The organism is Enterobacter cloacae complex sp. P38RS, assembly GCF_014930775.1.
Classification (GTDB): domain Bacteria; phylum Pseudomonadota; class Gammaproteobacteria; order Enterobacterales; family Enterobacteriaceae; genus Enterobacter; species Enterobacter bugandensis.
In genome coordinates, this window is the sequence record NZ_JADBRS010000015.1 from 1 (window position 1) to 14,811 (window position 14,811).

General features: G+C 60.4%; 13 protein-coding genes. 7 read left to right on the forward strand and 6 right to left on the reverse strand.

Features of this window, described 5'->3' with window-relative positions; translation table 11 throughout:
* Positions 1–100 precede the first annotated feature (100 nt).
* From IM303_RS16595 to IM303_RS16605, 3 genes are all read right to left on the reverse strand, one after another.
* Positions 101–1,069, reverse strand: coding sequence for a TerC family protein (locus tag IM303_RS16595; RefSeq protein ID WP_063438525.1), 969 nt, complete (start codon positions 1,067–1,069; stop codon positions 101–103).
* A 250-nt stretch (positions 1,070–1,319) separates the two neighbouring features.
* Positions 1,320–2,318, reverse strand: coding sequence for a Gfo/Idh/MocA family protein (locus IM303_RS16600; RefSeq protein ID WP_193360098.1), 999 nt, complete (start codon positions 2,316–2,318; stop codon positions 1,320–1,322).
* A gap of 70 nt (positions 2,319–2,388) precedes the next feature.
* A complete protein-coding gene (locus tag IM303_RS16605) occupies positions 2,389–2,892 on the reverse strand; it encodes a YgjP-like metallopeptidase domain-containing protein (protein ID WP_193066168.1) in 504 nt (167 codons plus the stop codon).
* An 83-nt stretch (positions 2,893–2,975) separates the two neighbouring features.
* On the opposite strand from IM303_RS16605, the gene rlmG reads away from it, so the two are divergent.
* Positions 2,976–4,112, forward strand: coding sequence for a 23S rRNA (guanine(1835)-N(2))-methyltransferase RlmG (rlmG, locus tag IM303_RS16610; RefSeq protein WP_193360099.1), 1,137 nt, complete (start codon positions 2,976–2,978; stop codon positions 4,110–4,112).
* Here rlmG and IM303_RS16615 read toward each other — a convergent pair.
* The 3 genes from IM303_RS16615 to lsrR all read right to left on the reverse strand — a co-directional run bounded on the left by IM303_RS16615 (position 4,109) and on the right by lsrR (position 8,900).
* On the reverse strand, positions 4,109–6,130 hold the full coding sequence (locus IM303_RS16615) for an NADPH-dependent 2,4-dienoyl-CoA reductase (RefSeq protein WP_028014498.1): 2,022 nt from the start codon (positions 6,128–6,130) through the stop codon (positions 4,109–4,111). The genes rlmG and IM303_RS16615 overlap by 4 nt on opposite strands.
* 185 nt (positions 6,131–6,315) lie before the next feature.
* Positions 6,316–7,896 (reverse strand): autoinducer-2 kinase, encoded by a 1,581-nt coding sequence (gene lsrK / locus IM303_RS16620; RefSeq protein ID WP_193360100.1) that lies wholly within the window; start codon positions 7,894–7,896, stop codon positions 6,316–6,318.
* Positions 7,897–7,928: 32 nt separating this feature from the next.
* On the reverse strand, positions 7,929–8,900 hold the full coding sequence (gene lsrR / locus IM303_RS16625) for a transcriptional regulator LsrR (RefSeq protein WP_049000036.1): 972 nt from the start codon (positions 8,898–8,900) through the stop codon (positions 7,929–7,931).
* Between the two features lie 215 nt (positions 8,901–9,115).
* Here lsrR and lsrA point away from each other — a divergent pair, with 215 nt between their 5' ends.
* Genes lsrA through lsrG form a run of 6 tightly spaced genes read left to right on the forward strand, consistent with a single transcriptional unit; the run spans position 9,116 to position 14,801 of the window.
* Entirely contained in the window at positions 9,116–10,603 is a 1,488-nt protein-coding gene (gene lsrA / locus IM303_RS16630; RefSeq protein WP_049000035.1) for an autoinducer 2 ABC transporter ATP-binding protein LsrA, read from the forward strand.
* Positions 10,600–11,631: an autoinducer 2 ABC transporter permease LsrC gene (lsrC, locus tag IM303_RS16635; protein ID WP_049000033.1), complete on the forward strand. Its 1,032-nt coding sequence runs from the start codon at positions 10,600–10,602 to the stop codon at positions 11,629–11,631. The genes lsrA and lsrC overlap by 4 nt, the downstream gene beginning before the upstream one ends.
* Positions 11,632–12,609, forward strand: a complete 978-nt coding sequence (lsrD, locus tag IM303_RS16640; RefSeq protein ID WP_047367088.1) for an autoinducer 2 ABC transporter permease LsrD — start codon at positions 11,632–11,634, stop codon at positions 12,607–12,609.
* 1 nt (position 12,610) lies between these two features.
* Positions 12,611–13,612, forward strand: coding sequence for an autoinducer 2 ABC transporter substrate-binding protein LsrB (lsrB, locus tag IM303_RS16645; RefSeq protein ID WP_047367089.1), 1,002 nt, complete (start codon positions 12,611–12,613; stop codon positions 13,610–13,612).
* A gap of 11 nt (positions 13,613–13,623) precedes the next feature.
* A complete protein-coding gene (gene lsrF / locus IM303_RS16650) occupies positions 13,624–14,511 on the forward strand; it encodes a 3-hydroxy-5-phosphonooxypentane-2,4-dione thiolase (RefSeq protein ID WP_028014491.1) in 888 nt (295 codons plus the stop codon).
* The gene (gene lsrG / locus IM303_RS16655) at positions 14,508–14,801 is read left to right on the forward strand and encodes a (4S)-4-hydroxy-5-phosphonooxypentane-2,3-dione isomerase (RefSeq protein ID WP_003862606.1); all 294 of its coding nucleotides are present in this window, start codon (positions 14,508–14,510) and stop codon (positions 14,799–14,801) included. The genes lsrF and lsrG overlap by 4 nt, the downstream gene beginning before the upstream one ends.
* Positions 14,802–14,811: the final 10 nt, after the last annotated feature.

Genomic DNA, 14,811 nt, shown 5'->3' on the forward strand with positions numbered 1-14,811 from the left:
ACGGGTTCTTATGCCTCAGTTGTAAGTGTCTACCATGTCCCCGAACAAGTGTTCACTATGTCCCCGGACCGTACATGAGGAGAGGGTTAGGGTGAGGGGATTACTCCGCCTGCTGCTTTTTATCGTGCTGGCGGTTAACCCAGGTATTGATAACCAGCGTCACCAGCAGAATGCCGAACACCACGCCAAGCGAAATGGCGATCGGGATGTGGTAGAAATCCACGATCAGCATCTTGATACCGATAAACACCAGAATCACCGACAGACCATACTTCAGCATCGAGAAGCGCTCTGCCGCGCCTGCCAGCAGGAAGTACATCGCGCGCAGACCGAGGATCGCAAACAGGTTAGAGGTCAGCACGATGAACGGATCGGTCGTCACCGCGAAGATTGCCGGGATGCTGTCTACCGCGAAAATCACATCGCTCAGCTCGACCAGAATCAGCACCAGCAGAAGCGGGGTGGCAAACAGCAGACCGTTCTTACGCACGAAGAAGTGTTCGCTCTCGATCTTGTCCGTCATGCGCAGATGGCCGCGGATCCACTTCACCAGCGGCTTATCGCCGATACCGGTATCGTCTTCTTTCGCCAGCGCCATCTTGACCCCGGTAAACAGCAGGAACGCGCCGAACACGTACAGCAACCATTCGAACTGGGTAATCAGCCAGCTGCCGGCGAAGATCATGATGGTACGCAGGATGATGGCACCCAGCACGCCGTAGACCAGCACGCGGCGCTGCAGGGCTGCAGGCACAGCAAAGTAGCTGAACAGCATCAGCCAGACGAAGACGTTATCAACCGCCAGGGCTTTTTCAATCAGATAACCGGTGAGGAAGGCGAGCGCCTGAGGATCGGCCACCGCACGGCCTTCAGTCGAGGCCAGATACCACCAGAAGGCGGCGCAAAAGAGGAGTGAGAGGGTAACCCAGACCAGCGACCAGACGGCGGCCTGCTTAACGCTCATGCCGTGCTCGCCGCGACGACCCTGCAAAAAGAGGTCGATCGCCAGCATGATGAGCACGACAACTGCGAATCCGCCCCACAGCATTGGAGTGCCGACAGAATGCATACTATTTTCCTTACACATAAAAAACAAAAACGGCCATGGTCAGAAGACGATAGCCGTTAGCTTTTTATGCATAGACCTCGCCTTCCGGCAAGGTCTCACTTACAACCACGAAGGTTGCCCGGCGACCGGATGCATATTTAACGCATCGTAATGACGATCCACCGGCGAAGAAGTTACTCCCCTTTGCAGGTAACAAAATATGTCAGACCATCGGTTTCGTCAATGGCCTGCGCCGTTTCATTACACAGCTTTACGCGATCGCTTCCGCGCTCACGCCGTCTGCCGGGAACACCACGCCGGTCTGACGGCGGATCTCGGTTTGCAGCTTCGCCGTGGTGCGGCTTACCGCAAGGCCTGGGTGATTCACTTCGTTGTCTTCCACCAGACGGGCGAAGACCTCTGCCTCATAGAGCATAGTGTTAATATGCTGAGGCTGCGTCAGTTCCTGCGCTTTGCCGCCGCGCGGCACGAAGCTCACCTTCTGGCATTCGGAGATCTTCTCGATAACCAGCGAGCCGGCTTCGCCCTGAATTTCGCTCGGCAACACGGAATCGCTCACCTTGGAGTGCTGCAGCGTGACGCTAAAATCACCGTAATCCAGCACCACCAAACCGTGTGCATCCACGCCGCTCTCCAGCAGGCTGGCGGTGGCCGTAACGCCGTGCGGCTCGCCCCACAGGGCCACGGCAGAGGCCAGGCAGTAAAAACCGATATCCATAATCGAGCCGTTTGAGAAGGCCGGGTTAAAGGTATTCGGATTCTCGCCGTCCAGATAGCGCTGATAGCGCGACGAATACTGGCAGTAGTTGATAAAGGCTTTGCGCACTTTGCCAACTTTCGGCAGGGACTGCTGCAGCAGAAGGAAATTCGGCAGGCTGGCGGTTTTGAACGCTTCGAACAGCACCACCTGGTTTTCGCGGGCAAGCGCAATGGCCGCTTCCACTTCCTCAATATTGGAGGCCAGCGGCTTCTCGCAAATCACGTGCTTTTTGTGGCCGAGAAACAGCGCCGTTTGCGGAAAGTGCAGGGAGTTCGGGCTGGCGATATAGACCGCGTCAATGGCGTCGCTTTGCGCCATTTCATCCAGGGAGGTGAAGAGATGCTCGACGAGGTAGTCGTTAGCAAAGCTCTGCGCCTGCTCAAGGCTGCGGGAATAGACTGCGGTGAGTTTAAGTTTGCCGGTTTCGTGGGCGGCGTCGACGAACTGGCGCGTGATCCAGTTCGTTCCAATGACTGCGAAACGTATCATAAACGTTTACGTACTCCGTAGCGGGGAACCTTTAGCCACTGTAGCACGGGATTATTGCAAAACCAGTGCGCTATTCCGCATTACCATTTAACGATAAATGCGTAAGCCACAGGCGGGTATCAAACTCCAGCTGGTGATACTGCGGCTCCATGTGGCAGCACAGGGAATAGAACGCTTTGTCGTGCTCTTTCTCTTTCAGGTGCGCCAGCTCATGCACTACGATCATCCGCAGAAAGGCTTCCGGCGCGTTACGGAAAACCGTCGCCACGCGGATCTCCGCCTTAGCCTTTAGCTTGCCGCCCTGCACGCGGGAGATGGCGGTGTGCAGGCCGAGCGCGTTTTTCAGCACGTGGATCTTGTTGTCGTACATCACCTTGTTGATCGGCGGCGCGCTCTTTAGATATCGGCTTTTCAGATCCTGCGTATACTGCCAGAGGGCCTTATCGGTCGCGAAATCGTGCGTGCCGGGGTAGCGTTTTTCCAGCACCGCGCCCAGCTTCTGCTCGGCAATCAGGCTGCGAACCTGGGAAAGTAAATGCTCCGGATAGCCCTGGAGATAAGTAAGTTGGTTCATCAAAAGCCCAAATTAATGCGAAAACGGGTATACTCACGCACCCTTTTCAGGGATACGCCAAATTTTACCATTCAGGAGGGCCGATGAGCCACTTAGACAACGGTTTCCGTTCACTCAACCTTAAACGTTTTCCGGAAACGGACGACGTAAACCCGCTTCAGGCGTGGGAAGCGGCGGATGAATATCTGCTGCAGCAGTTGGATGAGACTGAAATCCGCGGCCCGGTTTTGATCCTGAATGACGCGTTTGGTGCCCTGGGCTGCGCCCTGGCAGAGCACACGCCTTACAGCATTGGCGATTCCTACCTGAGCGAACTGGCGACGCGTGAAAACCTGCGCCATAACGACATCGACGAGTCCAGCGTGAAGTTCCTCGACAGCACCGCGGACTACCCGCAGGCGCCGGACGTGGTGCTGATCAAGGTGCCAAAAACCATGGCGCTGCTGGAGCAGCAGCTGCGCGCGCTGCGCAAAGTCGTCACGCCGGAAACCCGCATCATTGCGGGTGCCAAAGCGCGCGATATTCACACCTCAACGCTGGAGCTGTTCGAGAAAGTGCTCGGCCCGACCACAACCACGCTGGCCTGGAAAAAAGCGCGCCTGATCAACTGCACCTTCAGCGCACCGGAGCTGGCCGACGCGCCGGAGACGCTGAGCTGGAAACTGGAAGGCACCGACTGGACCATCCATAACCATGCGAACGTTTTCTCCCGCACCGGGCTGGATATTGGGGCGCGTTTCTTTATGGAGCACCTGCCGGAAAACCTGGAAGGGGAGATTGTCGATCTGGGCTGCGGCAATGGCGTGATTGGCCTGACGCTGCTGGCGAAGAATCCGGAAGCCAGCGTGGTGTTCAGCGACGAGTCGCCGATGGCGGTGGCCTCCAGCCGTCTGAACGTAGAAACCAACATGCCGGAAGCGGTGGATCGCTGCGAATTTATGATCAACAACGCGCTCTCCGGCGTTGAGCCTTTCCGCTTCAACGCCGTGTTCTGCAACCCGCCGTTCCACCAGAAGCACGCCCTGACGGATAACGTCGCGTGGGAGATGTTCCACCACGCTCGCCGCTGCCTGAAAATCAACGGCGAGCTGTATATCGTGGCGAACCGCCACCTGGACTACTTCCACAAGCTGAAGAAGATTTTCGGCAACTGCGTCACTATTGCGACCAATAACAAGTTTGTGGTGCTGAAAGCGGTGAAGCTGGGTCGCCGTCGCTAAATAACCAGTGCAAGCTGGGTGCCCTGCGCAATCGCCCGCCGCGCATCCAGCTCCATCGCCACGTCGCACCCGCCGATCAAATGCACCGTTTTACCCGCTTCGCGCAGCGGATCGGCCAGATCGCGCTTCGGCTCCTGTCCGGCGCACAAAATCACATGATCCACGCGCAGCAGCTGCGGTTCACCACCGATCAGCACATGCAGCCCGTCGTCGTCGATCTTCTGGTAGCTCACCCCCGGGATCATCTTCACCCCGCGCGAGAGCAGGGTGGCGCGGTGGATCCAGCCCGTGGTTTTGCCCAGCCCTTCACCCGGCTTGCTGGCCTTACGCTGGAGCATCACGATCTGGCGCGGGCTTTTCGGCAGCTGCGGCCCTTCCGGCCGTAATCCGCCGGACTGGCTCAGGCTGGTATCAATGCCCCATTCTACGCAAAACTCGGCGATGTTCTGGCTGGTGGCCTCGCCCGGCTGGCTTAAATACATCGCGGTATCAAAGCCGATCCCGCCGCAGCCGATAATCGCCACCTTCTCGCCAACAGGCGCTTTGTCACGCAATACGTCCAGATAGCTCAACACCTTCGGATGATCGATGCCCTCGATCGCAGGCGTGCGCGGTGCGATCCCGCTCGCGAGGATCACCTCGTCGAAACCGATCAGATCCGCCGCGCTGACAAGCTGGTTAAGCCGCAGATCAACACCCGTCAGATCGATCATCCGGCGGTAGTAGCGCAGGGTTTCATAGAACTCCTCTTTGCCGGGGATCTGTTTGGCGATATTAAACTGCCCGCCAATTTCACCGGCGGCATCAAACAGCGTCACGCTGTGCCCGCGCGAGGCGGCATTCACCGCAAACGCCAGCCCAGCGGGGCCAGCGCCCACCACGGCCAGGCGTTTTTTATTGACCGTTGCAACCACCGGCATTTTGGTTTCATGGCAGGCGCGGGGGTTCACCAGGCATGAGGTGACTTTGCCGGCGAAGATCTGATCCAGACAGGCCTGGTTACAGCCGATGCAGGTGTTGATCTCATCCGCACGGCCGCTTTGCGCTTTGGAGAGCAGTTCGGCATCCGCGAGGAACGGACGCGCCATCGAGACCATATCGGCGTCGCCGCGGGAGATCACATCGTCCGCCACCTGCGGGTCGTTAATGCGGTTAGTGGTGACCAGCGGAACGGAGACTTTGCCTTTCAGCTTGCGCGTTACCCAGCTGAACGCCGCGCGCGGCACCGGCGTGGCGATGGTCGGGATGCGCGCTTCGTGCCAGCCAATCCCGGTGTTGATGATGGTGGCACCTGCGGCTTCAATCGCCTGCGCCAGCTGCACGGTTTCGTCGAAGGTGCCGCCGCCCTCCACCAGGTCGAGCATCGACAGGCGGAAGATAATAATAAAGTCCGCGCCCGCACGTTCGCGCACCGCGCGCACCACCTCCACGGCAAAGCGCATCCGACGGGCATAGTCGCCGCCCCATTCGTCGTCGCGCTGGTTGGTGCGGGCGGCGAGGAATTCGTTAATCAGATAGCCTTCAGAGCCCATCACCTCCACGCCGTCGTAGCCCGCCTCACGCGCCAGCGCGGCGCAGCGGGCAAAATCGTCGATCAGCGCCAGGATCTCGTCGTGGCTGAGGGCGTGAGGGGTAAAGCGGTTAATCGGCGCCTGAATAGCCGATGGCGCAACCAGCTTTGGCTGATAGCTGTAGCGCCCGGTATGCAGAATTTGCAGGGCGATTTTGCCGCCTTCGTTATGCACCGCGTCCGTGACAATGCGGTGATGCGGCAGCTGTGTCGCATCATTCAGGACTGCGCCGCCCTCCATCGTCACGCCTGAAGGGGCAGGGGCTACGCCGCCGGTGACAATCAGCGCCACCCCGTGGCGGGCGCGTTCGGCATAGAAGGCTGCCAGGCGCTCGGCTCCGTCCGGGCGCTCTTCCAGCCCGGTGTGCATCGAGCCCATCAACACGCGGTTTTTAAGGGTGGTAAACCCCAGATCGAGGGGAGCGAATAGCGACGGGTAGCGGCTCATAGTCTCTTCCAGTGTAAAATTATTGTTATGTGGTCGGATGAGTTACTAATTTAGCCAGCGGCAGCAGAAAGGTAAAAGCGGGATCGAATGATTGTGATAGATCTCAAAGAACTTCCCCGGTGGCGCTACGCTTACCGGGGCTACAAAACCCCAGGACGGATAAGCGCAGCGCCATCCGGCGTTATTTACGGCGTCGCTGCCCGCGCTAACCCCGGCGCCTGCCACATCGCCGTGGTCAGCCCGCTGTCCACCAGCCCGAGCTGATCCGCGTACACCGCCTGCCACTTCTCCATCATGCTGTCGTATAGCTCCCGGTGCTGCGGGTTTGGCGTAAACTCGCGGCTCCACTTCACCAGACGCTCGCCCGTCGAGGCCATATCCGCAAACATCCCCGCACCCGTTCCGGCGGCAATGGCGCAGCCGAGCGCCGTTGCCTCTTTGACTTCCGGCACGCGCACCGGCAGGCCGGTGACGTCGCTTAAAATCTGGCTCCACAGGGCGCCCTTTGCGCCGCCGCCCGCAAACACCAGGCTATCAAACGTCACGCCGGAGAAGCGCGAAATCTGCGTCAGGTTACAGGCCGAGACGATTGCCGCGTTCTCCTCCAGGGCGCGGAACAGCGTCGCTTTGTTGCACTTTTCCGGGTCGATGGAGAGGTTAATAAACGACGGCGCAGCGTGGTACCACTGCTTAAAATGCATCGCGTCGGAGAAGATTGGCATTACGCCGTGGGAGCCAGCGGGTACGCGGCCCGCCATCTCTTCCAGCAGGGAATAGGTGTCCATCCCCATCCGCTCGGCAATCAGCTTCTCTTCGGCGCAAAAGGCGTCGCGGAACCAGCGCATGGTCAGCCCGGTAAAGAAGCTGATCGACTCCGCCTGTGCCATGCCGGGGATAACGTGCGGGTTCACGCGGATGTTCATCTCAGGGTCGGTGCGCACCTGCGGCAGGTTAACCACCTGCTGCCAGAAGGTGCCGCCCAGCACCGCCGTTTGTCCGGCGCGGACCACGCCCAGCCCCAGGCAGCCCAGCTGCACGTCGCCGCCGCCCATCACTACCGGCGTGCCCTCGCGTAAACCGCTCTGCTGTGCGGCTTCTTTCGTGATGGCCCCCAGCACGGTGCCGGTCTCTTTTACCGGCGAGAGAATATCGGCGCGCAGCCCGGCCATGTCGAGCAGCGCCGGACGCCAGTCGCGTGAAAAGAGATCCAGCATGCCGGTGGTGCCCGCGTTAGACGGATCGACCGCCAGCTCGCCGGAGAGCTTTGCCGCCAGCCAGTCGCTGATCATGGTGATGGTCGCGGCCTTGCGGTAGATGTCCGGGCGATGATGCGCCAGCCAGAGCAGGCGCGGCATGGCGCTAAGGGCAAGCGTCTGGCCGGAAACGTCATACACTTCGGATTCAAAACGGTAGTCGTGGATCTCTTTGAGTTCAGCCACCTCGCGGCTGGCGCGGGCGTCGACGTTGGCGCAGGCCCAGATGGCCTCGCCGCTGCGGTCGTACAGCACGATCCCTTCGCGCATCGAACAGCAGGCGACGGACTGAATATCCGCCGCGCTTAGGCGCGCGCGCTCCAGCGCCTGCTGAATGCACCGGCAGGCCAGCTGCCAGTTGGTGTCGAGATCGAACTCCATCGACCCCGGCACGTTCTCCACGCTCAGGTGCTTCCACTCGGCCTGGCCGACGGCAATCTGGTTGCCCTGCAAATCGAAAATTACGGCGCGAACGCTGCCTGTCCCTGCATCTAACGCTAAAAGGTAACTCATGAGCTTGCCTCGCTATTAGCGCAGGGCGACTCTTATTCGGCCAGAGCCAGCACCGCGCGGGCTGTCGTCTCTTCCGTCACCAGGCCATTAATACGGCGACCTTTCAGTGCGGCATAAATCGCATCGGCTTTCTCTTCCCCTCCGGCCACGCCGACGATGGTGGGCAGCTGCGCCAGTTCATCGAGCGTGACGCCGAGTAATTCTTTGTGGATCTCCAGCCCCTCGACGCATTCCCCTTCGGCGTTAAGGAAATAACCGAGAATATCGCCCACCGCCCCTTTACGGGCGTACATCAGCTGTTCACCTTCGCTGATATAGCCGGAGCGCAGTATGGTCGCGTCACGGCGCTGGTTCACGGAACCAATGCCGACCACCGCCACGTCAGCGGCGGTCGCGGCGAGGATCACGTCCCGAACGCTGGTCTCACGTTTTAAGATCCCGGCGACTTCCGCAGATGAGACGCGAAGCGGGGCGGGGATCATGCTGACGCTACAGGCCGCATCCAGCTGGCCGATACCGGTCATATACGGCCCCACGCCGCCGGAAAGCGTCACCAGGCGGATCTGCTGCGAGCTGATAAAACCGCTTAAGTGTTGCAGGCTGCTCATGGTGGTTTCACCGAACCCCACCGCCAGCAGCTGGCCGGGCTCCAGCACGCCCATCAGCGACTGCGCCGCGCCAATGCCCAGCCGCACGTTCATCGGCGGGGTGTTTAAAGCAGGCATCACGCGCACCAGCTTCAGCCCAAAGCGCTGCTGAAGCTCGGTTTCCAGCGACAGGCAGCCCTCGTAGCGGGAGTTGATCTGCACGCGGATCACCCCCGACTGGCGGCCTTTCTCCAGCAGGCGGGAGATCTTCAGGCGCGGCAGACCGAGCCGTTCGCCGATATCATTCTGGGTCAGCCCGTCGTGGTAGTAGCACCAGGCGACGCGCGCCACCAGCTCCTCTTCCGCCAGTGCCAGCCCGGCAAACCGTCCTTCTTCCGCAGTGCGTTTATCGCTCATAATTGAACTCTTATAAAAATTTAGATCATATGTTCGTAATAGCGCGGCGTGAAAATGTGAGCCACGCGGCAAAACGGATCTTTTAGATCGTTTCTGGTTAATCTGAATCTCAATCGATAAAACTGTGATCCCTGCACGGTTGTAAATATAGTTCACCGTCTACGCTTTTGAACATTATTAAATCTAAAAATCATTTGTTCAATAGCGGAGCGATGATGACACCACTTCTCAACGCGCGAAATATCAGCAAGCAGTTCTCAGGCGTGCCGGTCTTAAAAGGCATTGATTTCACGCTGCTTGCGGGGCAGGTGCACGCGCTGATGGGCGGTAACGGCGCGGGAAAATCGACGCTAATGAAGATCATCGCTGGGGTGGAAACGCCGGATAGCGGTGAACTTTCGGTTGCGGGCGAGTCTTTTGCACGGCTTACCCCGGCGCAGGCGCATCGGTTAGGCATTTATCTGGTACCGCAGGAGCCTCTGCTTTTCCCCAACCTGACCGTGCGGGAAAACATCCTGTTCCGCCTGCCGCGAGAGCGCGATCGGGAAAAGCGGCTGGCGGAGAAACTCCAGCAGCTGCAATGTCAGCTTAATCTCGACGCAACGGCCAGCACCCTGGAAGTGGCGGACCAGCAGATGGTTGAGATCCTTCGCGGGCTGATGCGCAACGCCAGAATTCTGATCCTCGACGAGCCCACGGCCTCGCTGACGCCCGGCGAAACCGAACGGCTGTTTCGCCAGATCCGCGCCTTACAGGCGCTCGGCGTCGGGATTGTCTTTATCTCGCATAAGCTGCCGGAAATCCGCACGCTGTCGAGCCACGTTTCGGTGATGCGCGACGGCGCGGTGGTGCTCAGCGGCGAAACCGCCCAGTTTGACGACAGCGCCCTGATCGCCGCCATGACGCCGGTCAGCCGCGAGAAAGGCTTAAGCGATGCGCAAAAGCTGTGGCTGGCGCTGCCGGGAAATCGCCGCACCCAGCCGCAGGATTTTCCGGTGCTGCGCGTGGAAGATCTCACCGGAGAGGGCTTTATCGATCTCAGCCTGGAGATTTACGCCGGGGAGATCGTCGGCCTTGCCGGACTGGTCGGATCCGGGCGCACCGAGTTTGCCGAAACGCTCTATGGCCTGCGTCCCGTACGCGGCGGGCGGGTGTGGCTGGAGAGCCGGGAGATCACCTCCGATCCGGTGGGTTTACGTCTGGAAAAAGGGCTGGTTTATCTGCCGGAAGACAGGCAGGTGTCCGGCCTGTTTCTCGACGCGCCTGTCCGCTGGAACACGGTGGCGCTGAACGAGCCGTCGCTCTGGCAGCAGCGAAAGCGGGAGTCTGCGGTGGTGGAGCGCTATCACCGGGCGCTGGGGATCAAGCTCAATCATGCGGATCAAACCGTGCGCACGCTCTCCGGCGGCAACCAGCAGAAGGTGCTGCTGGCGCGCTGTCTGGAGGCCAATCCTTTATTGCTGATCGTCGATGAGCCGACGCGCGGCGTGGACGTGTCGGCGCGTGCCGATATCTACCAGCTCATTAAAAGCGTGGCGGCGCAGAATGTTGCGGTGCTGATGATCTCAAGCGATCTCGATGAATTTCCCGGCCTCGCGGACCGTGTGCTGGTGATGCATCAGGGCGTACTCAGCGGCGAGCTGCCGCGCCACGCCGTCAGTCTCGATCGGATGATGGCGCTGGCGTTTGGAGGACAATCATGAAGATCTTACTCAAAAACCGCGAGCTGAGCGCGTTTCTTGCCATTCTGGCGCTGTTCGCCGTGCTGGTGGCGCTGAATCCGTCCTACTTCAGCCTGCAAACGCTGGGGATGATCTTCGCCAGCGCGCAGATCCTGATCCTGCTGGCCATCGGTGCGGCGCTGGTGATGCTGACCCGCAATATCGACGTCTCCGTGGGCTCGACCGTCGGGTTGTCCGCGATTGCCGTCGGCGTGGCGCTCAACGGTGGCTACAGCCTGCCGGTATCGATACTTTTTGCGCTGTCGATTGGCGCGCTGGCGGGGGCGTTCAACGGTTTTCTGGTGGTGGGGCTGCGCATTCCGGCGATTGTCGCCACCCTCGGCACGCTGGGGCTGTACCGCGGAGCGATGCTGCTCTGGACGGGCGGAAAGTGGATTGAGGGGCTGCCGCCGGGGCTGAAATCTCTCTCCGAGCCTGCCGCCATCGGCATTTCACCGCTCGGCGTGGGAGTGTTGATTCTCGTTGTCGTTGGCGCGTGGGGGCTATCGCGCACCGCGTTCGGGCGTGATTTTTACGCGGTGGGGGATAACCTCGGCGCCGCGCGCCAGCTGGGCGTGGCGGTGAACCGCACGCGCATGATCGCCTTCACCCTCAACGGCATGCTGGCGGCCTGCGCCGGGATTGTCTTTGCCGCGCAGATCGGCTTTGTGCCCAACCAGACCGGCAGCGGGCTGGAGATGAAGGCCATTGCCGCCTGCGTGCTCGGCGGCATTTCGCTGCTGGGCGGCACCGGCACGCTGGTCGGTGCGTTCCTCGGCGCGTTCTTCCTGACTCAAATCGACACCGTGCTGGTGCTGTTCAGGCTACCGGCGTGGTGGAACGACTTCATCGCCGGGCTGGTGCTGCTGGGCGTGCTGGTGCTCGACGGGCGGCTGCGCCAGGCGCTGTCACGCCATCAGCGGGCGCTGAAGTACGGCCGGTTCCAGCCTGGCAACAGAGGGGGAAAGCACGTCACCCCCTTTCCCAAACGCAACAAAGAGGTGGCGTAAATGAGGCTCAACTGGGAAAGCGCGCTGCTGATATTGCTGGTGCTGGAGATCCTGCTCTTCGGCGCCATTAACCCGCGCATGCTCGACGTTAACATGCTGCTGTTCAGCACCAGCGATTTCATCTGCATCGGCATCGTGGCGCTGCCGCTGACGCTGGTGATTATCAGCGGCGGGATCGACATTTCGCTGGGCTCCACCATCGGCCTGTGCGCCATCGCGCTGGGGGTGATGATGCAGGCGGGGTGGCCCATGACGATCGCCGTTCCGCTGACGCTGCTGCTTGGCCTGCTGTGTGGGCTGGTGAATGCGGCGCTGATCCACTACACCGGCATTAGCCCTTTAGTTATTACCCTCGGCACGCTCTACCTCTACGGCGGCGGCGCGCTGCTGCTCTCCGGTATGGCAGGGGCGACGGGCTACGAGGGCATCGGCGGCTTCCCGGACGGTTTTACCGCGTTCGCTAACCTCACGGTGCTGGGGCTGCCGATCCCGCTGGTGCTGTTCGCGGTGATTACCGCCTTCTTCTGGCTGATTACCCATCGCGGGCGCTTTGGCCGCCATCTGTTTTTGATTGGGCAAAACCCGCGTGCGGCGCGCTATGCGGCGCTTTCGGTGAATGGCATGCCCTACGCGCTGTACGGTCTGGTCGGCGTGGCGTCGGCGGTGGCCGCGCTGGTGATGGTCTCCTATTTCGGCTCTGCGCGTTCGGATCTGGGGCGCGATTTGCTGATGCCCGCACTCACCGCCGCCGTACTCGGCGGGGCAAATATTTACGGGGGGTCAGGGTCGGTGCTGGGTACGGCGCTGGCGGCGCTGCTGGTGGGGTATCTCCAGCAGGGATTACAGATGGTCGGCATCCCCAACCAGGTGTCGAGCGCGCTGTCTGGGGCGCTGCTGGTTGTGGTGGTGATGGGACGTTCGCTAAGTCTGCACCGCGAATGGGTGCGATCTCTCTTCAGAAAACTATCCGGAGCGTAAGATGAAAACAAAACTGCTCGTCCTGGCAATGGCCCTCAGCTTCGCTTCGGCGCAGGCGGCGGACCGCATTGCCTTTATCCCCAAGCTGGTGGGCGTGGGTTTCTTCACCAGCGGCGGCAACGGCGCGAAAGAGGCGGGGAAAGATCTTGGCGTGGACGTGACCTACGATGGCCCGACAGAGCCGAGCGTTTCCGGCCAGGTGCAGCTCATCAATAACTTCGTCAACCAGGGCTACAACGCCATTATCGTCTCCGCCGTGTCGCCGGACGGTCTCTGCCCGGCGCTGAAGCGCGCGATGCAGCGCGGCGTGAAGGTGCTGACCTGGGATTCCGACACCAAACCGGAGTGCCGCAGCATTTATATCAACCAGGGGACGCCGGAACAGCTCGGCGGCCTGCTGGTAGAGATGGCGGGCAAGCAGGTCACCAAACCGAATGCCAAAGTGGCGTTCTTCTACTCCAGCCCAACCGTCACCGACCAGAACCAGTGGGTGAAAGAGGCGAAGGCCAAAATCGAGAAAGATCACCCCCAGTGGCAGATCGTGACCACCCAGTTTGGCTATAACGACGCCACCAAATCTCTGCAGACCGCCGAGGGGATCTTAAAAGCGTATCCGGATCTGGACGCGATCATCGCGCCGGACGCCAATGCCCTGCCGGCGGCGGCGCAGGCGGCGGAAAACCTGAAGCGGGAAGGGGTGGCGATTGTCGGCTTCAGCACGCCGAACGTCATGCGTCCGTACGTTGAGCGCGGGACGGTGAAAGCCTTCGGCCTGTGGGATGTCGTACAACAGGGCAAAATTGCGGTCAATGTCGCCGATCGTCTGTTGAAAAAAGGCGATCTTAACCCTGGCGACAGCGTGGACGTAAAAGGTATCGGCGCGCTGAAGGTGGAGCCGAACAGCGTGCAGGGCTATCAGTATGAGGCGAAGGGCAACGGCATCGTGCTGCTGCCGGAGCGGGTGGTGTTCACCAAAGAAAACATCAGCAAATACGATTTCTGACGGGGGAGCAAATGGCTGATTTAGACGACATCAAAGATGGCAAGGATTTTGGCATCGGCACGCCGCAGCAGAATGTGCCGTTCACGCTGAAGGGCTGCGGCTCGCTGGACTGGGGCATGCAGTCCCGCCTGGCGCGCATCTTTAACCCGCAGAGCAACCGCACGGTAATGCTGGCCTTTGACCACGGCTACTTTCAGGGGCCGACCACCGGCCTTGAGCGTATCGATCTCTCCATCGCCCCGCTGTTCGGTGAAACAGACGTGCTGATGTGTACCCGTGGCATTCTCAGGAGCCAGGTGCCCGCCGCGACAAACAAACCGGTGGTGCTGCGCGCTTCCGGAGGTAACTCCATTCTGGGCGAGCTGTCGAACGAGTGCGTGGCGGTGGCGATGGAAGATGCCCTGCGCCTGAACGTCTGCGCGGTGGCGGCGCAGGTGTACATCGGAAGCGAGTTTGAGCATCAATCTATCAACAACATCATCAAGCTTGTCGATGCAGGGGCGCGCTACGGCATGCCAACGCTGGCGGTAACGGGCGTCGGCAAGGAGATGGCGCGTGACGCGCGCTACTTCTCGCTCGCCAGCCGCATCGCCGCCGAGATGGGGGCGCAGTTCGTCAAAACCTACTACGTGGACGAGGGCTTTGAAAAAGTGACCGCCAGCTGCCCGGTGCCTATTGTGATCGCCGGGGGCAAAAAGCTGCCGGAGCTTGAGGCGCTGGAGATGTGCTGGCGAGCGATTGATCAGGGGGCGTCCGGCGTGGACATGGGGCGCAATATCTTCCAGTCCAGCGCGCCGCTCGCCATGCTGAAAGCGGTGAAAAAAGTGGTTCACGAGAACGTGAGCGCCCGGGAGGCGTTCCAGTTCTGGCAGGAAGAGAAACAGGGAGAAGCAAAATGAACGTGACGCTGGTTGAGATTAACATCAAGCCCGAGCGGGTGGACGAGTTCCTGGAGGTGTTTCGCGCCAACCACGAGGGAGCAATCAAGGAGCCGGGAAACCTGCGCTTTGACGTGTTGCAGGACCCGAGGGTGAAAACCCGGTTCTTTATCTACGAGGCCTACAAAGACGAAGAGGCGGTGCTGGCGCATAAGCAAACGCCGCACTATCTGGCGTGCGTGGACAAGCTTGAGGAGCTGATGTCGGAGCCGCGCAAAAAACGCAGTTTTGTGGGGCTGTTGCCGGAGTAATTCGATGCCC